The organism is Clostridium sp. (assembly GCF_036660475.1).
Lineage (GTDB): Bacteria > Bacillota > Clostridia > Clostridiales > Clostridiaceae > Clostridium_J.
In genome coordinates this window covers 54102-77704 of record NZ_JAVXAO010000005.1, presented here as the reverse complement: position 1 = coordinate 77704, position 23603 = coordinate 54102, and the positions used below count along the sequence as shown (strand labels likewise).

Here is a 23603-nt window from a genome sequence, read left to right as displayed (position 1 = left end):
AGCCATGAGAGTTGAATATTTAATAGCTGAGATTGGTAGTACAACTACGGTGGTAACGGCTTTTAATTTTAAAAATGGAGTGGAAGTTGTAGGTCAAGGAAAGGCTTTTACTTCAGTTTTACAAGGTGATGTAACTATTGGACTTAAGAATGCGGTGAGAGAAATGGAAGGCATTTTGGGTGAAACTATAGAGTATGACAGAATGATAGGGACTAGTAGTGCAGCAGGTGGGTTAAAGATAACAGTTCATGGACTAGTTGAAGATATGACAGTTAAAGCAGCTAGAGAAGCAGCACTTGGGGCTGGTGGGATTATAAAGATGGTCACCGCGGGTAGACTCAGAAGAATGGATATTAAAAAAATAAAGGAAATTAATCCAAATCTTATAATGATTGCCGGTGGTACAGATTATGGTGAGAGAGAAACTGCCCTTGATAATGCAGAAATAATTAGGGGGGCAAATCTTAATATTCCAGTGGTGTACTGCGGAAATATAGCTAACCAAGAGGAGATAAAAGAAATCTTTGAAGGTCAGGAGTTATATGTCATTGACAATGTATATCCAAGAGTGGATGAACTAAATGTTGAGCCAGCAAGGTCAATAATTCAGGATGCCTTTGAAGTTAACATAGTAAAGGCCGGTGGGATGGATAAGATTAAGGAAATGGTAGATGGATCTATAATGCCAACACCTGGAGCTGTAATGGAAGCTACAAAACTATTATATGAAGTAATTGGAGATGTAATAGTTATAGATGTTGGAGGTGCTACCACCGATGTTCATTCAGTTACGGAAGGAAGTGTTGAGGTTCTTGATATTTTAGTAACTCCAGAACCAAAGGCAAAGCGTACCGTTGAAGGAGATCTCGGAGTATATGTGAATAGAGAAAATGTATTAGAACTCTTACATGACCATGAGCTTGAGGGGAAAACAAAGTTGGAAATAGAATCCTTTATAGAGCCTATTCCAGCAAATGAAGAACAACGTCATTGGAGTAGAGTTCTTACAAGGAAGGCTGTGAATACTGCAATTGATAGACATGTAGGATATATAAAAAGAGTTTATGGCTCTGGAAGAAAGTTTAGTGCTTATGGTAAGGATTTATCCATGGTTAAGTACATCATAGGAACTGGAGGGGCTCTTACAAGACTTGGACAAGGTGAAGAAATTTTAGAAACTATTAAGGATGTTAAGGGCGATATTACCATGCGACCAACAAAGGAAGCGAAGGTACTTCTTGATGATATGTATATAATGGCTTGTGCCGGAGTCTTAAGTAGAGAAAATAAAGAGGCGGCAATTCAGCTCTTAAAAGCTAGCTTGAAGATATAAATAATAAGTTTCTAATAAAAAGGAGAGTTTAAAGTATGGTGAATAATAATTCAGATATAGAATTCGACGATATAAAGTTAACTTGTAATACTAATCTTGCACTAGATGTTTTGACAGATGAAGATACTACAACAAATTATCCACGGATAGATGTGAACTTGAGGAAACTAACACATAATGCTAAGTTTGCATTAAATATTTGTAGAAGAAGTAATATTGATATTTCTGTCGTTACTAAGGTGTTTTGCTCTCATCCGGAGATTGTAAGATGTATATTAGAAGCGGGAGTAAAGACAATTGGAGATTCAAGAGTAGCGAATTTGAAAAAACTAGAGAATTTGGATTGTGAGAAATTACTTCTTAGAATACCAGCTATTAGTGAAGCAAGTAGTGTAGTTCGATATTGTGATATTTCACTGAATTCGGAAATAGCAACACTTAAGGTTTTGTCTAGGGAAGCTGTGAAGCTAAATAGAGTTCATAAAGTAATTCTCATGGTGGATTTAGGTGATTTAAGAGAAGGCATTTTAGAAAAGGATGCACTAGATATTTCTAGGGAAATAATTAAGTTGCCTAATATAGAATTTCTTGGTGTGGGTACAAATTTAACTTGCTATGGTGGAGTAATTCCTGATGATGTAAACTTAGGAAGACTTATAGAAATTAAGAATGAAATAGAACAGAAATTAAATATTCACTTGTCCGTAGTGTCAGGAGGTAACTCTAGTAGTCTATACATGGTGATGAATAAAAATATACCTAAAGGTGTAACCTCATTAAGACTTGGAGAATCAGTAGTTTTAGGTAGAGAAACTGCATATGGAAGAGATATACCAGGAATGTTCAACGATATATTTACGTTGAAAGGTGAAATTATTGAGATTAAAGATAAGCCATCAATACCAACGGGTAATATAGGAATGGATGCTTTTGGACAAGTGCCAACCTTTGAGGATAGGGGTATAATAAAAAGAGCTATAATTTCTATGGGAAGACAGGATGTTAAAATAGATGGAATAACGCCAAAAGAGGAGAAGATAAGAATTCTAGGGGGAAGTAGTGACCATCTTCTAATTGATGTAACTAGCAGTGAGAAAAGTTACAAAGTTGGGGATATAGTTGATTTTAGTGTGGATTATGGAGCGCTTTTATCAGTTATGACTTCACCATATATAAATAAGTATATAGTTGAGTAAATAGTAGTTGTAATATATTCTTGTGATGTGGTATTTGCTGACAAGCTTAATGAAGGAATTGAAAAACATATTTATAATTCAATCTAATATGTATATAATGGTAATAAATTCGATTAATTTTAGGGAGATGATTTAATATGGTAGATTTTAATGAGTTTACACAGGATTTAAATGAAGCAGTAAGAAACCTACATGAGAAAGGTGCTTTTTTAACAGTAAAATCTGGAGAAGAAGTAAATACAATGACGATAGGATGGGGTAATGTTGGCTTTCAATGGGGAAAATCAATATTTACAGTGTTAGTAAGAAAGCAGAGGCATACATTTTCAATGATTGACAATGTAGATAACTTTACTGTAACAATTCCTTTAGATGATAGCTTAAAAGATGAAATTAAATTTTGTGGAATTAAATCGGGAAGAGATTATGATAAGTTTAAGGAGTGCGATTTAGAACTTATACCATCAAAAACTGTAGACACTCCAGTAATAAATAAACCTAATGTATTAACTTATGAATGTAAAATAGTTTATAAGCAAGAAATGAATCCAGAATTTTTAAGTGAGGGTATAAAAACGTCAGCTTACCCAGGAGAGGATTATCATGTAGTATATTATGGACAAGTAGAAGCTTGTTATAAGTTATAGTATCATTGGTATTGTTTAATTTATATTAATATTTTAAAATGAATATAAAAAATAAAGTATGAGGTTTAATTCATACTTTGTTTTTTATGTTATATATTTAAAATAGAAGATTGATATTATTAATTGAATAACAAGAATAAAAGGTACTCCTATTGTAAATTTCTTATGCTTAGTTTTATGTCTAAAAGTATTCATTCCGAAAAGCATTCCAATGGAACCACCAATTATAGAAATAATAATAAGTGCTTTTTCACTAATTCTCCATTGCTTTTTTATAGCACGTTTTTTATCAATTAACATTATAAAAAAACCAAGTAAATTGATAAATGCTAAATAAGTTATAAAAGTATCCATAAATCCTCCTTTAAATAGGAAACTCAGTCTAATATACATTGGAATGAGTAAGTGCACCTTAACCAAATTAAAATTTGGAGGCTTACTTATAAGTTCTTTATTTTATTTTAAATTATATTTAACAAAAAAGATAGTGTGATATAGCGGTGCAATACAAGGTGTAAGTTACTAAGGAAGTTAAATGAAGTTTATAGTCAAAGATAAATATATATGTATAAAACTTTGGATTAATATTGGAAATTGGAGTAATATTAACTTTGGAGAAAATGTAGTATGCTTAATAAGTGTATTACTAGAAAAGGTTCAAGGGGGACTTACAATGGATGCAATAAACCAAGTTTTAATTTTATCGTTTATGATGTTAGTTGGAATTTATGCTAGAAAGAAAAACTACATTGATGATAGAGTAGAAAAGGGATTAAGTACTTTAGTGATTAATATAACATTACCATTATTAATAATAAATAGCTTTAGCCTGGAATTTGATAAAGCTATTATGGGTAATGCAATAAAAATTCTTTTATACTCAGCAATAATACATATATTATTATTTGTAGGAACTAAGTACATTTATTATAAGGCTGATGGTAGGAAACAACCAATGCTAAGATTTACAACGGCATTTTCTAACTGTGCATTTATGGGATATCCTATTCTGAATAGTGTCTTTGGAGATATAGGTGTATTTTATGGATCAATTTTCACAATGATGTTTACTATATTCGTATGGACGCTAGGTGTATCATTATTTACAGGAAATATATCAGTTAAGGAAGCAATTAAAAGTGTTATAAAAAATCCATCTGTATTGGCGGTTATAATAGGTATTGTAATATTTATAGCTCAAATTAAACTTCCATATGCAGTTGATTCAACTATAAAAAGCATTGGCGGATTAACTACTCCACTTGCTATGATGATTATTGGATCAATGTTATGCGGATCTAACATAAAAGATATGCTGGGAGATTTTAGCTTATATTATGTATCCTTAATGACATTAATAGTAACTCCGCTTATAGTGTTCTTTATAATGAAATTATTAAACATAGAGCCTATGCTTATAGCTATATGTACATTACTTGTAGCTATGCCAGGTGCTGTAGTCGGACCTGTAATTGCTGCAGATTCAGGTGGAGATGGAAGATATGGTTCGCAATGTATATTTATAACAACACTATTATCTATAATAACAATTCCTTTGTTTATATATTTAGTAGGTTAGATACAATAAAAAAATGGGTTGTAATCTTTAAAGTGCAATCCATATTTTTATATAAAAATAAATGTTGGCAATTGAAAATAATGTGAGTTATAATATGTATGTTGTAAATGAGCAATGGGATAAAATATAATTATTAACATAAAAGATGGAGGATTATAAAATGAGAACAGTTTATAGAAACCCAAAGGAATTAGGAGCATGTCTAAGAGATATAATAGATTTATATAGAGATGATCTAATGACTTATGAAAAATTATCACAAAAGATAATTGGAATTGTAGAAGCTAACCAAGGTAGAGTTTTTAAAAATGGAAAAGTAGAAATTAAAATTGCTAATCTGTTAACAGAAGAAAGAGTAGCAATAATTAATGACATAGTAAAAGATAAAAAATAATTTAGAAACTTAAGTAGTGTGAAAACTCTAGGCTGTATAGTCTAGAGTTTTTTGTTGTATTAAAATTTAAAAAAGATTGCGACGTATTTAAATCTTTTAGCTCAAAAAAAACTAATTATAAGTATAAATATATATGGGGAGCTTAAGATTTATTTGAAAAATAAAATTATATTTAATAAGATTTTAAAAGTGCATTACTTTACATTAATTTACATGAAATGATGGAATAAAAAAGGGGTAAATGCTTTATTCATAAAATGTAATTATTTCCAGTTAGATACGTATACAATATGGGATAAAAAGTAAATCAACTAAAGTTGTATTTGAATGCAAATGCAATGAAAATAAATAATAATCTAAATTATTATTTGTTTAATTATTATGACAGTAAAAGATGACTAAAAATGTGATTGTTAAAAAAAGGGGGAAGTAAAATGGCAAGAAGAAAATGGGAGAAGTCTCAATTGTGGAGGAAGATAGTTAGTGGCACAGTATCACTGTCACTGATTTTATCACTATTTCCACTAGGGGACGTAAATGCTTATGAGGGTGACACAAGGGGAAGTGTAAATTCTATTAGAAGATTAGCAAAAAAGTACCAAAATGATATTAAGTCCGCAGAGCTTGAATTAGGGATTAATCCAATTGATGCTGGAGTTGATATTACTACTGAGGAGTATGAATCTATAATAGTTGAGTTTAAATCACTACCGAGAATAACGTCAAATGCATTAAATAGTGGGGTTCAAACATATTCAATAGAAGGTGGTGTAGAAAAGGACCATAGCGATTTTAATAAGTTCTTATCAGATAACTCTAAGGAAAAATTAGCTACGACATATAGTATAGATCATTTTTACTATAATAGCTTTAATGGTGTATCAATGAAAGTTAAAGGTACGGATATATCAAAGTTATTAGATAGTGGTGTTGTAAAATATATATGGAAGGATGAGGAAGTTAGATTAGATCCAGAGATTATGATGGAAAAAATGGAGGAAGGTCCATCAACTCGTATGGTAACAAGTACACCATTAATTCAAGTAGATAAGTTAAGAGCCGAAGGAATAACAGGGAAAGGTATAAAAGTTGGAGTTATTGATACTGGTATAGATTACAACCACCCAGATTTAAAGGGTAATTATAAAGAGGGCGGATATGACTTCGTTGATGGTGATAATGATCCAATGGAAACAACATATGAAGATTGGAAGCAAAGTGGTGAAGCGGAGCTTAATGAAAATGGAAACTCTTATTACACATATCATGGTACCCATGTTTCAGGGACTATAGGTGCAAATGGGAAAAATGCTGAAAGTGAATTTGCAGTAAAGGGTATTGCACCAGAAGCAGATATATATGGATATAGAGTTTTGGGACCTTTTGGAGTAGGAAATTCTTCAGATATTATAGCGGCTATTGAGAAATCTATTGACGATGGAATGGATGTTATAAACTTATCATTAGGTATTCAAACACCTAATCCATTATATCCAACCTCCATTGCTTGTAATAATGCAGCAATTGCAGGAGTGGTTCCAGTGGTTGCAAACGGTAATGCAGGTCCAAATGAAACAACACTAGGATCACCAGGATCATCATCATTAGCTATTTCAGTTGGTGCAAGTACTACTAATATTGCCTTAGACAAGTTCAAAGTTAAAACATCAACTGGAGTAACAGCAAATGGTAAATTACTTGCAAGAACATTTAAGAGTATTGAAGATTTTACCAATAATGAATATGAAGTTGTGTATGGTGGGTTCGGATTTGAGAACGAGCTTCTTAATGTAAATGCTAAAGGTAAAATATTAATTTTAGATCGTGGATATTTAAGTTTTGGAGCAAAATTTGAGGCGGCAAAAAAAGCAGGAGCTATTGGCTTAATAATAGCTAATAATGTACCAGGTGAAATGAATCTATATTTTGGTGAAAAAACTGATATTATTCCAGGTATTTCAATGAGTATGGAAGAGGGAAAAATGCTTATAGATGCAATTAAAGATGTATCTGTAGGCTCAGAAGCTATTAAAATTAAACTTGCACTTGATGGAAAGACAACTACTGAAGCAGATAAATTAGCGGACTTTAGCTCAAGAGGACCAGCATTAGATGAAACTATTAAACCAGATATTGTAGCACCGGGTGTTGGAATATTCTCAACTTATCCGGAGTATATAAATAGTCCAGAAGATGGAATAGACTATTCAACAGCTTACTCAAGAATAGATGGAACATCAATGGCATCACCACATATTGCTGGGGTAGCTGCATTGATGCTACAAAATAATAATAACCTTACACCAGAACAAGTTAAGGTTGCTATGATGAATACTGCAGAGGATTTAGTAGGAGATTATGCAGTAAATGCGGAAGGGGCAGGAAGGATAAATGCTTACAATGCAGTTCATAGTGATATAGCAATACAAGTTTTAGATAAATGTCAATCTGTTAATGAGTTTGGTGAGAAGATAGAAATAGATTATACTACAGGCTCATTATCCTTTGACAGAATTGCAAGGCGTGAAGCTGATACAAATAAATCAAAAAAACTACAAGTTGTAAATAGCGGAACAACAAATAAATCATTTGATGTTTCTGTTAAGTTCTCAGGTGAAGAAGTAGGTGCTAAAAATGCTAATACTAATAATGTAACATTAGATATAGCTAGAACAGTAAAAGTAGAGGCAGGAAAAACAATTGATTTAGATACAATAATAAATATACCAGCTAATGCAGAACTCGGTAGATATGAAGGTTATATAACAGTCAGAAATAGTGAAAATCCTACAGAAGATTATAGATTACCATTCGCTGTGAAATACTTAACTCCAGGAATGAACGCTATTGAACTATCAAGGCCGGCAGTAAGCAATGATCTTGAAATGATGCATTATGCAAAAGCTTCAGGAATATCTGCTACAATAAGTGTTTCATCGCCAATAAGTACTATGGATGTTTACGTTAAAGATTTTGAAACACAGGAAATAGTGGGATATGTGGGACAGCAGGATTTATCGGAATTGCCACCAGGTTATAGCTTGACTGTTAAAGCACTGGATGGAAGAGCATCATATTTTCCGGTAGATAAAGATGGTAATACGGATTACGTCAGAAGTGCATTGGTAGATGGTAAATATATTTTGGAATTTATTGCTATAGATCAAGAGAACGGGGATAAGTATAAGTATAATTATAATGTTTTAGTTGATAATCAAGACGTTCAGCTTAAAATGGATAAAACACCTGGAGTTTATGAAATAACAAAGGACATGTTTACAACTGAAGAGTTTTATGGCCAAGATTATGAAGCTTACTGGGTACATGGAAATGCAATGGACAATAGTATTAAAGAACTTAATGATATGGGGTATAAAAATATTAATAATTCTAATATCCTAATTTCAGGATTTACTAATGGAATGCCAAGTGTTGGGTTACCGGTAAGTGAAAATGGTGATTTTAAATTTGGAATAGAAGAAATGGATATAGAATATGGTGTGTATGAGTTCTCACCAATGCCTACAGATATAGCAACTTCACAGAATCTATACCTACCTCCAAGATATTTCTTTGTTAAAGAAGGTGCACCGTATACTAGTGTAACTTTAGATAAGGATGAAATGCAAGAAGGTGAAGATATAACAGCCACCATTAAAGTTAATAATGTAACAGGAAGTAGCTTCGATGCTAAGCTAGATTATTTTTATAGTTTTGAGATTAATGATATAAAAATTAATGAGGAGCTTCAACACATTTTAGATGCTAATAAATATAGAGTAAATATCCAAAAAGAAATTACTGGTGACGTTAATAGATACTTAAACCTAAAATTAGATGTAGTGGATAAAGATGGTATTCCAGTGAATATATCAGGTGATATAGCTTTATTGGATGTAGAATTTAATCTAGCATCTGATGAAGAGAATGAATTCTATAAAGAATACATCCAATGTAGACAGATGAAGGTTAAAGATAAGGAAGGAAACTACGTTGAAATGGCATACAATGGAACTTATGAGGGTGTTATGATTAAACAAAAAACATCATCAATAAGAGTGCCACAGATGGGACAAGGATTTTATGATGTTTTGGATACAGGAAGAGATACTAGTGAGTTAGATAAATATATTTGGGTTGAAGATGGTGAAGGTAATAAGTATGATTTAAAATATCTTGAAAGAAATCAAGAGTATTACCTTAGTAATATTCCAGCATCTACAAAGGAATTAAGAGTAGTTAGTAGTATGCCAGGCCACTTTAAGAAGGCAGGGAAATTTGTGCCATCAAGGGATTTTTATGGTGAATTATTAGGTAAATCATATTATATGGCAGGTACTGAGTTTTATAGATCTCTACTTGGTGGAGAGACTAATGATGATGGGGTTATAGATATCCTAGATGCTTTAGAAGTAGAAAAATACTATGGGAAAAAAGTAGATTATACTAAAAATCCTGTAGATTTTAACTTTGATGGTATTGTTGATGTTTATGATATGGATTTTATAGTATACAACTTTACTGGATATAATGAACAAATTGCTGATAGAAAAGAACCAGCAATGAGTTTTGAAGGAAGAGATCTTGACGATATATTGAAGGCAGTAGGGTATGAAGATACAATAAGACTTGATGAAATTACGATTGATAAAACTAATATGACTTTAGAATTAGGTAAAACTGAAAAATTAACAGCCACACTAACACCAAACAATGTTCCAGGAATTAGCTTGATTTGGTCATCAGAAAATGAACAGATTGCTACAGTTGATGCAAATGGAAACGTAACTGCAGTAGCACCAGGAGCAACGACTGTAATTGTTAAGACTAATGATGGTAGACTTTCACTTAAATGTGCTATAAATGTAACAAAAGATGGTGAAGTGCCAACAATTACTGGTATTACTTTAGAGAAACCTATTATGGATGTTAAAATTGGAGAGGAATTTGATCTTAATTTTAATTTAGAACCATATAATCACCTAGTAAAAACGGCAGAGTTTATATCTTCATCTAATAGTATTGTTTCAGTTGTAGATGGAAAAGCAGTAGCGCATAAAGCGGGTAAAGTGATTGTTACTGTTAACATTAATAGTTATACTGTTTTTGGAACTTGGGAAATAAATGTTACTGATACTTCTACTTCATTAAAATCTATAGCGCTTAATGAAGAGACACTTAAACTTAAAAAAGGTGAATCATCACAATTAGAAGTGACATTTGATCCAGCAGATGCAACTAATAAGAACGTTACTTGGTCGTCTTCAGATGAAAAAATTGTAAAAGTAGTAGATGGTAAAGTTGTAGCAATAGGAGTTGGAGAAGCGGTTGTTACAGTTAAAAGTGAAGATGGTGGATACACTGATACTTGTAAAGTGACTGTATTACCAACAGATATTGGTTTGAAATCTATTAAGCTTAATGAAAGTAAGATTAAACTTAAAAAAGGTGAATCATCACAATTAGCAGTAACTTTTGATCCAGCAGATGCGACTAATAAGAATGTGACTTGGTCATCTTCAGATGAAAAAGTTGCAACAGTGGTAGCTGGAAAAGTTGTAGCCGTTGGAGTTGGAGAAGCGGTTGTTACAGTTAAAAGTGAAGATGGTGGATACACTGATACTTGTAAAGTGACTGTATTACCAACAGATATTGGTTTGAAATCTATTAAGCTTAATGAAAGTAAGATTAAACTTAAAAAAGGTGAATCATCACAATTAGCAGTAACTTTTGATCCAGCAGATGCGACTAATAAGAACGTTACTTGGTCGTCTTCAGATGAAAAAATTGTAAAAGTAGTAGATGGTAAAGTTGTAGCAATAGGAGTTGGAGAAGCGGTTGTTACAGTTAAAAGTGAAGATGGTGGATACACTGATACTTGTAAAGTGACTGTATTACCAACAGATATTGGTTTGAAATCTATTAAGCTTAATGAAAGTAAGATTAAACTTAAAAAAGGTGAATCATCACAATTAGCAGTAACTTTTGATCCAGCAGATGCGACTAATAAGAATGTGACTTGGTCATCTTCAGATGAAAAAGTTGCAACAGTGGTAGCTGGAAAAGTTGTAGCCCTTGGAATAGGGGAAGCGGTTGTTACAGTTAAAAGTGAAGATGGTGGATATACTGACACTTGTAAAGTGACAGTAAAAGGTGAAGAGGTTCCAGAAAAACCAGAAAAGCCAAACAAACCAGAACTTCCTCAAACTGGAGCAAGTATTGGAATTACATCAATTATGTCAGCTGGTATCGTGCTTGCAGGTGCTGGACTATCACTTAAAAAAAAGAGGAAAAACTCATGAAATAAATAGCTTGAAAGTGAAAAATAGGTAATAGTGATAAATTGAAATAAATTGAAGGTAATTTTAATATCATGAAATTCAAATTTAAAATAAAGTATTAATTAGACTAGGAGCTAGGATTTGGTGATATCAAATCCTAGCTATATTTTTAAAAATATTTATTGAAAATATCTTATAAGAGTTAAAAAGGTACCTAAATAGAAAATCTGATTTGTATTTAATAGTATAGGACGAGAAAAAGATTATTAAGTATTTAGGAGGATTTTAATATGAAAATAAAAGCCATGTTAATTGCATTAACATTAGTAGGTACATTAGGTGCATCGGTAGCATTTGCAGATACAGATGGGATATCGGAAAATATTACAGTTAAACTAGAGAAGGAACTAGAGCAAGAATTTGGGGATGATTGGGCTAATAAATTAGAGAGTAAATATGGGACTCAGTGGCAACAGCAGTTAAAGGAAAAGTACGGTAATGACTGGGCAGATGAAATTGACGATGAATTAGAAGATATTTATGGGTATGATATTGACGATGTAGATGATGACAAGGATGACGATTCAGATGATGTTGACGATATAGATGATGACAAGGATGATGATTCAGATGATACTGACGATGTAGATGGCGACAAGGATGACGATTCAGAGGATATTTAGGATATAAATATGTAAAATATGATATTATAAATTAGAAGTAGTTATGAATACTCTAGGCTTTTGTAGCTTAGGGTTTTTCAATTGTTTTTTTATTAGATAAAAACATACAATTTAAAGGAAATAAGGTGAGGCTTATATGAAATTAAGTTTAAATAGCGTAGATAACAACTTTACAAAGGAAAACATGCTTGAAGATATAAATGGATTCATTAAGATACATATGAATTTTATAATAAAATCCATAAGTTCTGTTACAGGGAGATATGTATCTGTGGATAACGATGATTCATTTAGTATAGGGCTATTAGCATTTAAAGAAGCAGTGGATAAATATGATACTAGTAAGGGAGAATTTACTTCCTTTGCCAGGCTTGTTATAAGTAGTAGGGTAAAGACATTTTTATCAAATGAAAATAAGTATAGCAAAAACCATTCATTAGATGCTTTAATAGAAGCAGGAGTTGATATAAGTGATGAATATATAAGTCCAGTGGAGGATAAAGAAATATTAATTTTTGAAATTAATAAGTTTAAAGAAGAAATAAGTGGTTTTGGATTTACTCTAGAAGATTTAGTGGAAGAAGCTCCAAAACATGAGGATACAAGGAAAAATGCAATAGACATTTCAGAAAAAATTAGCAGAGAGAAGCTATTAGTAGAATTTATATTTGAAAAGAAAAGATTACCTATAAAACAAATTACTTTAAAGTTTAAGGTCACAGAAAAAGTAATAAAAAGAAGTAAAAAATTTATAATCTCTGTGGTAATAATAATCCATAAAAGATTCAGAAATCTAAAGTTATGGATAAAGATATGAGGAGATGATGGAATGTTTAAAGGTATAGTTATGGAAATTACTAATGAGTACTTTATTGTTATGAAGAATGATAGTACTATGGTTAAGATACAGTATAAGGATGGATTAAATATAGGGGATTCTATTTTCTTTAGCGAGGAGGATGTTTGTAGTAAAGCTAAGGGTTCAGATATTGTAAGGAAAAATAAGCCATGGGTGAAAATTGGTATGGTAGCTGCTATTTTAGCAATTGTTTTGTTACCTATTCTTAACTTTATAGAAGGAAGCAATAATGCATGTGCAATGGTTACTTTAGATATTAATCCTAGTTTGGAAATTAGAGTGAACAGTGACGGAAAGATAATTAAGGTTAAAGGCATAAATGATGATGGAAACAATTTGGATTTAAATACCTTAATTGGATTAACAATAGAAGAAGGTATAGTTAACTTAAAGAAAATCCTTGGTGATAATAAATATTTAGATACAAATAATTCTCTTCTTGTAGGGTTTGCATTTTTAGATAAAGAAGATACTGTTCTTGAGGAGGAAATTCAAAATTCAATAAAAACTGTGTTTAATGATATGAATATTGCATATCTAAAGGGAAGTAAGGAAGATTTGGAGAAAGCAGAGAAAAAAGGGATTAGTTTAGGTAGGTATGAAGCTCAAGTTAATTTAGATGAGGATTTGCTAGAAGATGAAATAGAAACTTTAACAACAGAACAAATTATCCAGTTAATTAAAAATAAGGGGAATACAATTTATTGGAGTGAAGAAATTATTGAAGAGTTACAAGATGAACTAGAGGACAGAATTGAAGATGAAATTGATGAAGAATACTATGAAATAGATAAGAATGATGACAGCAATGATTCGGATGACAATACTGATGATATTAATAGTGGTGACGATAATGATATTAATGATACTAATGATATTAATGATATTAATGATATTAATGATATTAATGATATTAATGACACTAATATTAGTGATAGCGATGATAACACGAATGATAATAAAGATAAAGAAAATGCGAATGAGGATGACACAAATGATTAAATATAAATTTTGTTAAAAGGTTAAATTTACTGTAGGTAATAATCGTTACGTAGATGTAGTTAGTTCTTTATGGTGCAACCTATTAGGGCACAGTAATGATAGAATTAATACTGATATAAAATGTACATTTAATTGCAGATGCAATTGTAACGCCGCTTGGAGGAATAGGGAAAAATATTTAGGTGGGAGTATTTTAGAAAGAGTAAATAGAAAGCTATAAGTGTTAAGTAAAGCTATAGTAAAATATTAAACTGTTCTAATAGAAAATGGATGTGATTTAGTAAATTTTAAATCACATCCATTGATTTTATATGTTTTTGTTTTACTATAGTTTAATTAGCTCATATAGTAAAAGTGATTTAAAAGATAGACTTTTATTTAAGACGAGTCTCAATCCAAGCTAAAGCACTTGGGTGCATAGAACCTGCATTGTTAGATGTTATCTCAGAGACAAAGAAAGTTTCATTAGATTCTCTTACTTCATCTAACGCTAATTTTATATCACCAGCATTCATTTCTGTATGTAAAAGAAATGTTGTTGGCATAATGTTAGCCCATTTACCTAAAGATTTAATTTTTCTAGGTAGGTTGCTATGGTGGTGATGGTGCTCATGTTCGTGGTCATGATTGCAGTTCTCGTCATGCTCATGATCTTGGCCGCAGCCACACTCGTGGTCATCTTGAACTTCTGCTTCGTAGTAAGTTATTTGATATACTGACATATTCATTACCTCCTATAGATAAAGGATATTATTTAATACTGATTATACATTAATTGAAATTGAATTGCAATTAATAATTTGCTGTATATTAATAAATAAAAATTAGTATATATGAATAAAAAACTATATAAATAAGTTTACCGATTGTAAATAGATTTATTCAAAATAATGAAATAAAATTATTGACTGAGAGTATCTTTCATGATAAAATAAAAAATTACAAAAAAATATACTTATGTGTTATACTATAGGAAGGGGCATAAAAGGAGGTAATTTTTTTGTTTAATGTAGGAGATAAGGTAGTTTATCCCAATCAAGGTGTTGGAATAGTAGACTTCATAGAAGAACGACAGTTTAATGGAAAGATTCAAAGCTACTACAAAATACATTTATTAAATGATACTATGCAATTGATGCTGCCATTTAGTAGGGTAGACAAATGTAATATTAGATTAGTGAGTGATGAGAAAGATTTGGATTATAAATTAAAGCATATTAATGAATTTAGTTCTGATATAGATGATTTAAATAAGTGTAATTTTAAAGAAAGAGCTGCAATTAATGCAGAGAAGTTAAAGGCAGGCACATTAATGGATTATATTGAAGTTGTGTGCAATCTTACTAAACTTCGAGATTACAATAAACTAAATACAAACGAAAAGCAAATATTAGATAATACAAAAAAAGTTTTAGTGGCAGAGATAAGTCAATCTAAGGAGATATCCAATAGTGAAGCAGTTGATTTATTGGAAAGTTATATGAATAGTTAGTATATAGTTTAATAAAATATTATTTAATAAAATAGAATTACATAATGTTTTGTGAAATGTTTTGGAATAAGGTGCTGAACAAATAAATTTACTTTATTTGCTCAGCACCTTATTCTAGTTGGGATTGAAATATAACCTTTGAAATAATAAATCATAATAAATTGAAATATAAGATGAATATGTTAAATATATGGAGTATAATTTGGATATAAGCCTAAAATAATGAATTTCATGACTTATTTATAGGCTTATTAAATATGATTTTGGAGTGGTTTTATGAATTCGATAGGTGATAAAAAGGGGATTAAGTTAAGTGAGGTACAAATTTTAGCTCTAGGATTTGCAATTTTAATATTTCTAGGAGGATGTTTGCTAACGCTTCCAATATCTTCGGCTAGTGGTGAGGCAACTAATTTTTTAGATGCACTTTTTACATCAACATCAGCAACTTGTGTTACAGGATTAGTTACACTAGATACAGGTACTCATTGGAGTGTATTCGGGCAAGTTATAATAATGACGCTTATTGAGATTGGTGGGCTAGGGTTTATGTCCTTTGCTACATTTATAGCAGTAATAGTTGGAAGAAAGATTACATTGAAGAATAGATTACTTGTTCAAGAGGCTATGAATACATTTACTATACAAGGCCTTGTAAAAATGGTTAAAAAGGTAATGTTATTTGCTTTTGTGATACAACTTACTGGGGCTGCAATTTTATCAACACAACTTGTACCAGAATTTGGTGCTGCAAAAGGAATATATTATAGTGTGTTTAGTTCAATATCTACATTTTGTAATGCTGGGTTTGATCTATTTGGTAACTTTAATAGTTACACGGGGTATTATGATAATTCTATTATTTTATTAACGGCAAGTTCTTTAATAGTTATTGGTGGATTAGGATTTGTAGTATTACTAGAATTGTATGGGTTTAAAAAGGAAAAGAAATTATCATTACATACAAAAGTAGTATTATTAATTACTACAATACTAATTGTGGGTGGAACATTATCAATGTTAATATTAGAATATAATAATACGGAAACTTTAGCAAATATGAATTTTAAAGACAAGTTAGTAAACTCCATAGTGGCATCAATAAGTCCAAGAACAGCAGGAATTAATAGTATATCTACAGATGGTATGACTACAGCTGGGAAATTCTTAACTATACTACTTATGTTTATTGGGGGTTCTCCAGGATCAACAGCAGGGGGATTGAAAACATCAACATTTGGAATAGTTATATGTACTGCGATAAGTGTTATTAGAGGAAGGGAGGATGTAGAAATTTTTCAAAGAAAGATTGCCAAAGAGTTAGTATATAAAGCATTTACATTATTGATGTTAGGTATGGGATTAGTAATGGGGGTAACTATGCTATTAACAATAACAGAGGCAGGCGGAGAATTTTTGAGCCTATTATACGAAGCTACATCTGCATTTGGAACCGTTGGATTATCTATGGGAGTAACACCTGGATTAAGTAACCCAGGGAAGATGATAATAATCACATTAATGTATTTAGGACGCGTTGGTCCTCTTACAGTGGTAATGGCACTATTAAACAATAAAAAATCTTCACCATATAAATATCCAGAAGGTAAGATATTAATAGGTTAAAAAATTTATAGTAAAACAAAAGTATAGTTTTTACAATATAGGACAAAGCCTAATGTAATGTTTTAAAAGGTAGGCTTGAAAGGGGCATGGAATATATGAATAAAACTAAATTTTATACAAATAGAATAAATATTGTATTGCTAGCGACCTTGTGTTGTGCATTATGGGGAAGTGCTTATCCAGCGATAAAAGGTGGTTATTTATTGTTTGGAATAGGGACCAATGATATACCATCTAAATTGGTTTTTGCTGGATATAGATTTATGTTAGCAGGAATTTTAGTATTGATATTTCAGATATATTTAAAGAAAAATATATTCAATTTTTCTAAAGGTGAGGTAGGACAAGTAGCGTTGCTAGGAATGACACAAACTACACTTCAATATATATTTTTTTATGTAGGGTTATCATATACAACTGGAGTTAGCGGAGCAATAATTAACGGCACGGGAACATTTTTTAGCATTATAATAGCTCATTTTATCTACAAAAATGACAGGTTGAATTTTAATAAAATATTAGGTTGTATTTTGGGGTTTTTAGGAGTAGTTATTGCTAATTTGAATGGAGGATCATTGCTAGAGAGTTCTTTTACAATTCAAGGTGAGGGACTTGTAATGCTTTCAGCATTTATGCTTTCAGCATCATCAATATATGGTAAAAAGATAACTCAAAATAAGGATGCGGCTACAGTCACAGGTTATCAACTGCTAATAGGAGGAATGATTTTAACTGTATTAGGATTAGGTTTTGGAGGGCAGCTAAGAGGGTTTACATTAAAGTCTACATCTCTTCTAATTTACATGTCATTGTTATCTTCAGTAGCATTTGTAGTTTGGTCTGAATTATTTAAATATAATAAGGTGGGAACTATAGCTATGTTTAGTTTTCTGACACCAATATTTGGAGCAGTATTATCGGCAATTTTCCTAGGAGAAAATATATTTGACATAAAGATATTTATAGCGCTAGTATTAGTCTGCTTAGGAATATTCTGGGTATATAGAGTCGAAAAATCAGATTCTAAAGAAATTAATATGGAATAAAGAAAAAACCTGATTATAATATTAATCAGGTAAATAGAAGGTGATTTCTTCTAATGAAAGTTCAGGGCAATCTGACTTTAATCTTTTGAACTTTTTTTTGAGGTTTTTTTTCATTTTATCTATATATTTTAATGTAAATGGGAGTAGTTCTACAACTTCTTTTATATAATCTTTTGAAAAATAGTCTTTATTATTTACAACAGCAAATAATATCATATTTATGCAGTTATTTTTTATTAACGTTCTTAATTCTTTTTCATTTGAGCAGGTAAAGCATTTAGCATTATCTATAACATAAATAGTTAAGTTAATTAGTTTGTTAACTATTAAATCCAGGGGACACAATACAGATAATTGAGACATAATTGTCATATGATTGTTTTCTAAATCTGATTTTATATCTTGGAGGTCATCGCAAAGTTGAAGTAAAAACCCGTAGCCATAAGCAAATAATTCTTCATCTTTTGTCAAGGTGCCTCTAATTAGATATCCATCAGCTAAAACAGATGAACCACCTTTCTCAATAGAGATACTTAGAATATCCTTTTCATAAGGTATACTAACAATCTCTTGCTGAGAAAGGCTTTTTTTTTGAGCTTCATGAATTTGTAGGAGGGCATCATAAACTTTAGGGTATTTTAACCTATCATATTGGGTCTCTATATACTCTACCAATTTATATACTTTTTCTTCATGATTATTAATGAAAGAAACCTTATCTCCATATAATCGTTTGGTAAATCGGTTGTTGAAAGTTTTTTTATCATCAATTGAAATAGATACATCATCTAAATAATTATCAGTATAAGGATATAACATGCTATATCCAAAGATTCCAGGGGTAAATTTAATATCTTCATTTATAGCTAATTGAAACATATTTATAATCCAAACATTTCTTAAGGCTTGGCCAATGTCTTCATAGCTAATATCTATATCAAATAGTTTACTTTCACTTAAAAAATCTTTAGTGCTTTTGAAAAACTTATTCTTTAAACCTTCATCTAATGTATTAAGATCAAATATATTTTGAGTAGTTATTAGATTTTCTAAAGATGTTGATATTTTATCTTTCCAAAATAACCTATCTGACATATCTTTTGGAAATGATTTCAAGTCCTCTAGTATTTTATCAATTAGATTATCGAAATCTTTTTCGTTAATTTTCTTTTTAGCTATAGATGTTATTGGCATATTAGGCGAGAATTCAGTACTACAATTCCACCAAATGTTTCTATACATGGAATTTAAGTTTTCTATATTTAGAACTGTCAAAATATCAACCTCCAATCCTATTAGTTATAATTATATTGTATTATATATTAAAAGTCATTCTAAATATTAAAAGCCGACCATTTGGGTGGCGTGACCATCTGTATCATTAGTAGGAACGATAGAGTATGGATATTTTCTAGAATTAGAAGTTTCTAGAGATTTATTTATAGTCTATTAGATATTCATAGTAATCAGGGTTAGAATAAAAATTATATTATTTTCCTTTTATCATGGTAATCACCAAATAAATTAGTATAATTTATAATATGAAAATTAGAGCTTGATAAGAACAATGGGGAGACAAGAAAGATAATTTCTTGGTTTACAAAGATTTAAATTTGAGGTAATAGAGATATTATATTGTGAATTTGCAAAGAATATTTTTAATCAAGAAACTAGTCATGGTAATATAATAGTAAGAATAAAGGAGTGATAAACTTATGAAGTTAGTTATTATTGAGGATGATGACATAATAAGAGAAGAGCTGATGCGGTTTTTGAAGACATATGGATATGAGGTAAAGGCACCAAGTGAGTTTGAAAATATTATAGATTATGTGTTAAATGAAGAGCCACATATTGTTTTATTAGATATAAATCTTCCTATATATGATGGGTTTTATATATGCAAGGAAATAAGAAAGAAATCACAGGTACCAATAATTATAGTTACTAGTAGAGATACACAGATGGATGAATTAATGAGTATGAACCTTGGAGCAGACGATTTTATTACAAAACCATATAATACTCAGATATTATTAGCTCGTATTCAATCAATACTTAAAAGAAGTTACGGAAATCAATTATCTCAAGATGTGATTAATTATAATGGACTAAGTTTAAATCTTTCTAATGCTTCGATGGAATATAATGGGGATAGTTTAGAGTTAACAAAAAATGAAATGAAAATACTAAATTATTTAATGAAAAATAAGGGAAGTATAGTATCAAGAGATTCTCTTATGGATTATTTGTGGAGCACAGACTATTTTGTAGATGATAACAACCTTTCTGTAAATATTACAAGATTAAGAAAAAAACTAGGAGAGCTAGGCTTGGAGAATGCAATAGAAACTAAAAGAGGCCTTGGGTATATAATGTCATGAATTTAGTAGAATTTTTAAAGGATAAAATTATGTTTTTATTTATAAATATATTTTTATTTATAGTTGTTTCAATGATGATGTTTTCTGTAAAAGTAAATTCATTAATAGTAATCTTGGTGTTTTGTATTTGGTTTATGCCTCTAATTACGTATATGATTATGGAATACATAAGCAAGAAGGTATTTTATAATGAAATTCAAAGTATATTAGATAATCTAGAAAAAAAATATTTGTTGCCAGAGGTAATTAAGGAGCCTTCATTTATGGAGGGAAAGGTTATTTATGAAATAATTAAAGAATTAAGCAAGGATATGCATGAAAATGTAAAATTGTATAGGGATATGCAAATTGAATATAGAGAGTATATTGAAATGTGGGTTCATGAGATAAAAACGCCTATAGCCTCGACTAAGTTAATAATTGAAAATAATAAAAATGAAGTTACAGAGAGGATAAATTTACAAATTAACAGGGTTGAAGATTTTATTGAACAAGTCTTGTTTTATGCTAGAAGCAGTGATATCAGCAAAGATTATATTATAAAGCAAATTGAACTTAGCGCTGTAATAAATAGTGTTATAAGAAGGAATTCTAGAGATTTTATTAGTAAAAAAATCAAATTAGATATAGGAAATATCAATAATGTTATATATAGTGATGTAAAATGGGTAGAATATATATTAAATCAAGTAGTGGGAAATTCAATTAAGTATTGTAAAAATAAAAATGCAGTTATAAGTATCTATACTGTAGAAAAAGAAAACTCAGTAATACTTACTATTATAGATAATGGCGTTGGAATAATAGAGAGGGATATTAACAGGATATTTGAGAAAGGGTTTACGGGGGAGAATGGTAGGAAATTTGGTAAAGCAACAGGAATGGGTTTATATCTAAGTAAAAACTTGTGTGAAAAATTGGGATTAGGTATGGATATTGAGTCAAGAGTAGATGAAGGCACTAAAGTTAATATAATATTCCCATTAAATAAATTGACTGGGTTAAATAAATAGTAAAAGTACATTGACTATAGAACGTGGGAAGTGTTTACCTAATAGTAGTAGTATGATAATATATAATCATGCAACCATATATTTTGCAATTTGTTATCTATGAATGATTATTCTTAGAAATGTTGTAAAATATAACAAAAGACAATTCTTATAAGGTATCTGAAAATAAATAAGAAGTCAAAGATATGAAGAATATTTTGGGTTAGACAAGGAAATAGGGTCGCCATATGGTAGGGCTATCTAAAGGTTCTGTTGGCGAAGTATAACACAAAATAGTCGAGCATACAGATTTATTTATTTTTGAAGGTACCTAAGGTCAAACACTTATATAAGAATGATAATAACGAACGGAGGAAATGAAATTATGGCTAGTTTACCAAATTGTCCAAAATGTAACTCGGAATATACTTATGAAGATGGGAATCTTTTTATTTGCCCTGAATGTGCTCACGAGTGGGGTGTACAATCAGAAGGTGAAAATGGTGAAGATATAAATGTAATTAAAGATGCAAACGGCAATATACTACAAGATGGAGATTCAGTAACAATAATTAAAGATTTAAAAGTAAAGGGAGCTTCATCATCAATTAAAATAGGTACGAAGGTAAAAAACATACGCTTAGTTCCTGATTCATCTAATGGACATGATATTGATTGCAAAATTGATGGTTTTGGAGCTATGAGTTTAAAATCAGAGTTTGTTAAAAAAATATAAATAAACATAAATTGAGTTAGGCATTAAGCCTAGCTTTTTTATATAAAAGGAGAGTAATTATGTCAAAAGTTATAGTAGTTGGAGGGGGACCTGCTGGGATAATGGCAGCACTTAGTTCAGCAAAAAACAATGAAGTAATATTAATAGAGAGAAATGATGAAATTGGTAAAAAATTAAAACTTACTGGTGGTGGTAGATGTAATATTACAAATAATAGGCCCACGGAAGAGTTGTTTGATAAAGTAGTAAATAATAAAAAGTTTTTGTATAGTGCTTTTTATACATTTTCAAACACAGATTTACTGGATTATTTTTCTAAGAATAATTTAGAATATAAGGTTGAATATGATGAAAAGGTTTATACAAAGACTGACAAAGCAGATGATGTTATTACCGTTTTAAAGGATGACCTAATGAAAAATAATGTGAAAATAAAATATAAAACTAAGGTTGAGGATTTAATTATTGAGGATGATGAAATAAAAGGAATTATATCTAGTAGTGGAGAGAAAATATATGGCGATAAGGTTATAGTTACAACAGGTGGGAAAAGTCATCCGGCTACAGGATCAGATGGCAGTATGTATAATATATTAAGCAAATATGGTCACAAAATAAAGCCCTTATATCCAGCACTGATACCATTAGTTATAAAAGAAGAATTTGTGAAAAATCTTCAGGGTGTATCTATGAAGGAAGTAATTCTTAGTACTAAAATAAAAAAGAAGAAGATAGAAATTCAAGGGGATATGATATTTACTCACTTTGGAATATCGGGACCTGGTGTTTTAAAATTATCTTCGTACATTAATGAAGCATTATCTAGTGGTGAGGTTGAGCTTAGCATAGATTTTTTATCAGATAAATCTAGAGATGAAATATCAAATGTAATTAAAAGTAATCCAAATAAAAGTATATTAAATAATCTTAAAACAATTTTACCACAAAATTTTACTAAAGAAATAATAAGTCTATTAAACTTAACAGAAACTAAAATCCACGACTTAAAGAAAGTTGATGAAAATAAACTGATAGATTATATAAAAGAAATGAAACTGACGGCTAGAGAAACTTTAACAATAAAGGCAGCTATGGTGACCCGTGGTGGAGTTGATGTTAAAGAAATAAATGCTTCAACTATGGAATCTAAGGTGATAAAAAATCTTTATTTTGGTGGAGAGGTAATTGATGTAGATGCAGAAACGGGAGGATATAATCTTCAAATAGCATTCTCTACAGGATATTTAGCTGGAAGTGATTTTTAATTTTAAGTGTATATTTTAATATAATGGGGTTATGCAAAGATAAGAGATTAATATAGTATTTAACTCTATAAAATATAGTATGTTGATG

Annotated in this window: 19 protein-coding genes; 16 read left to right on the top strand and 3 right to left on the bottom strand. The window is 30.3% G+C overall.

Annotated elements, in window-relative coordinates; all coding sequences use genetic code 11:
- Positions 1 to 4: 4 nt before the first annotated feature.
- The 3 genes from RSA29_RS08660 (at position 5) to RSA29_RS08650 (ending at position 3176) form a co-directional block, all read left to right on the top strand.
- Complete coding sequence (locus RSA29_RS08660; RefSeq protein WP_346943215.1) at positions 5 to 1333, top strand: GlmL-related ornithine degradation protein; 1329 nt, start codon at positions 5 to 7, stop codon at positions 1331 to 1333.
- Between the two features lie 35 nt (positions 1334 to 1368).
- Positions 1369 to 2529 (top strand): ornithine racemase Orr, encoded by a 1161-nt coding sequence (gene orr / locus RSA29_RS08655; protein WP_346943216.1) that lies wholly within the window; start codon positions 1369 to 1371, stop codon positions 2527 to 2529.
- Positions 2530 to 2666: 137 nt separating this feature from the next.
- Positions 2667 to 3176, top strand: coding sequence for a flavin reductase (locus tag RSA29_RS08650; protein WP_346943217.1), 510 nt, complete (start codon positions 2667 to 2669; stop codon positions 3174 to 3176).
- Positions 3177 to 3260: 84 nt separating this feature from the next.
- Here the strand turns inward: RSA29_RS08650 and RSA29_RS08645 are convergent, their stop codons facing one another.
- Positions 3261 to 3530 carry a DUF1294 domain-containing protein gene (locus tag RSA29_RS08645; RefSeq protein ID WP_346943218.1) on the bottom strand — a complete coding sequence of 90 codons (270 nt, stop codon included), beginning with the start codon at positions 3528 to 3530 and terminating at the stop codon, positions 3261 to 3263.
- A gap of 181 nt (positions 3531 to 3711) precedes the next feature.
- On the opposite strand from RSA29_RS08645, the gene RSA29_RS08640 reads away from it, so the two are divergent.
- The 6 genes from RSA29_RS08640 (at position 3712) to RSA29_RS08615 (ending at position 13974) form a co-directional block, all read left to right on the top strand.
- A complete protein-coding gene (locus tag RSA29_RS08640) occupies positions 3712 to 4755 on the top strand; it encodes an AEC family transporter (RefSeq protein WP_346943219.1) in 1044 nt (347 codons plus the stop codon).
- 160 nt (positions 4756 to 4915) lie between these two features.
- Complete coding sequence (locus RSA29_RS08635) at positions 4916 to 5149, top strand: TIGR04540 family protein (protein ID WP_346943220.1); 234 nt, start codon at positions 4916 to 4918, stop codon at positions 5147 to 5149.
- A 434-nt stretch (positions 5150 to 5583) separates the two neighbouring features.
- On the top strand, positions 5584 to 11451 hold the full coding sequence (locus tag RSA29_RS08630) for a S8 family serine peptidase (protein WP_346943221.1): 5868 nt from the start codon (positions 5584 to 5586) through the stop codon (positions 11449 to 11451).
- 269 nt (positions 11452 to 11720) lie between these two features.
- Positions 11721 to 12113 (top strand): hypothetical protein, encoded by a 393-nt coding sequence (locus RSA29_RS08625; RefSeq protein ID WP_346943222.1) that lies wholly within the window; start codon positions 11721 to 11723, stop codon positions 12111 to 12113.
- Positions 12114 to 12249: 136 nt separating this feature from the next.
- Positions 12250 to 12930, top strand: coding sequence for an RNA polymerase subunit sigma (locus RSA29_RS08620; protein ID WP_346943223.1), 681 nt, complete (start codon positions 12250 to 12252; stop codon positions 12928 to 12930).
- Between the two features lie 12 nt (positions 12931 to 12942).
- Positions 12943 to 13974 carry a hypothetical protein gene (locus RSA29_RS08615; protein WP_346943224.1) on the top strand — a complete coding sequence of 344 codons (1032 nt, stop codon included), beginning with the start codon at positions 12943 to 12945 and terminating at the stop codon, positions 13972 to 13974.
- A gap of 374 nt (positions 13975 to 14348) precedes the next feature.
- Here RSA29_RS08615 and RSA29_RS08610 read toward each other — a convergent pair whose 3' ends face one another.
- Entirely contained in the window at positions 14349 to 14696 is a 348-nt protein-coding gene (locus RSA29_RS08610; RefSeq protein WP_346943225.1) for a hypothetical protein, read from the bottom strand.
- Positions 14697 to 14974: 278 nt separating this feature from the next.
- Here RSA29_RS08610 and RSA29_RS08605 point away from each other — a divergent pair, with 278 nt between their 5' ends.
- The 3 genes from RSA29_RS08605 to RSA29_RS08595 all read left to right on the top strand — a co-directional run bounded on the left by RSA29_RS08605 (position 14975) and on the right by RSA29_RS08595 (position 18138).
- Positions 14975 to 15466: a CarD family transcriptional regulator gene (locus RSA29_RS08605; RefSeq protein ID WP_346933462.1), complete on the top strand. Its 492-nt coding sequence runs from the start codon at positions 14975 to 14977 to the stop codon at positions 15464 to 15466.
- A 276-nt stretch (positions 15467 to 15742) separates the two neighbouring features.
- Positions 15743 to 17092 (top strand): TrkH family potassium uptake protein, encoded by a 1350-nt coding sequence (locus RSA29_RS08600; RefSeq protein WP_346943226.1) that lies wholly within the window; start codon positions 15743 to 15745, stop codon positions 17090 to 17092.
- A 95-nt stretch (positions 17093 to 17187) separates the two neighbouring features.
- A complete protein-coding gene (locus RSA29_RS08595; RefSeq protein ID WP_346943227.1) occupies positions 17188 to 18138 on the top strand; it encodes a DMT family transporter in 951 nt (316 codons plus the stop codon).
- A gap of 21 nt (positions 18139 to 18159) precedes the next feature.
- On the opposite strand, the gene RSA29_RS08590 is transcribed toward RSA29_RS08595, so the two are convergent.
- Positions 18160 to 19413, bottom strand: coding sequence for a hypothetical protein (locus RSA29_RS08590; RefSeq protein WP_346943228.1), 1254 nt, complete (start codon positions 19411 to 19413; stop codon positions 18160 to 18162).
- 440 nt (positions 19414 to 19853) lie between these two features.
- Here RSA29_RS08590 and RSA29_RS08585 point away from each other — a divergent pair, with 440 nt between their 5' ends.
- The 4 genes from RSA29_RS08585 (at position 19854) to RSA29_RS08570 (ending at position 23515) form a co-directional block, all read left to right on the top strand.
- Positions 19854 to 20522, top strand: coding sequence for a response regulator transcription factor (locus RSA29_RS08585; protein WP_346943229.1), 669 nt, complete (start codon positions 19854 to 19856; stop codon positions 20520 to 20522).
- Entirely contained in the window at positions 20519 to 21535 is a 1017-nt protein-coding gene (locus RSA29_RS08580) for a sensor histidine kinase (RefSeq protein ID WP_346943230.1), read from the top strand. The genes RSA29_RS08585 and RSA29_RS08580 overlap by 4 nt, the downstream gene beginning before the upstream one ends.
- 364 nt (positions 21536 to 21899) lie before the next feature.
- Entirely contained in the window at positions 21900 to 22250 is a 351-nt protein-coding gene (locus tag RSA29_RS08575; protein ID WP_346933456.1) for a zinc ribbon domain-containing protein YjdM, read from the top strand.
- A 59-nt stretch (positions 22251 to 22309) separates the two neighbouring features.
- A complete protein-coding gene (locus RSA29_RS08570) occupies positions 22310 to 23515 on the top strand; it encodes an NAD(P)/FAD-dependent oxidoreductase (protein ID WP_346943231.1) in 1206 nt (401 codons plus the stop codon).
- The last annotated feature ends 88 nt before the right edge of the window (positions 23516 to 23603 follow it).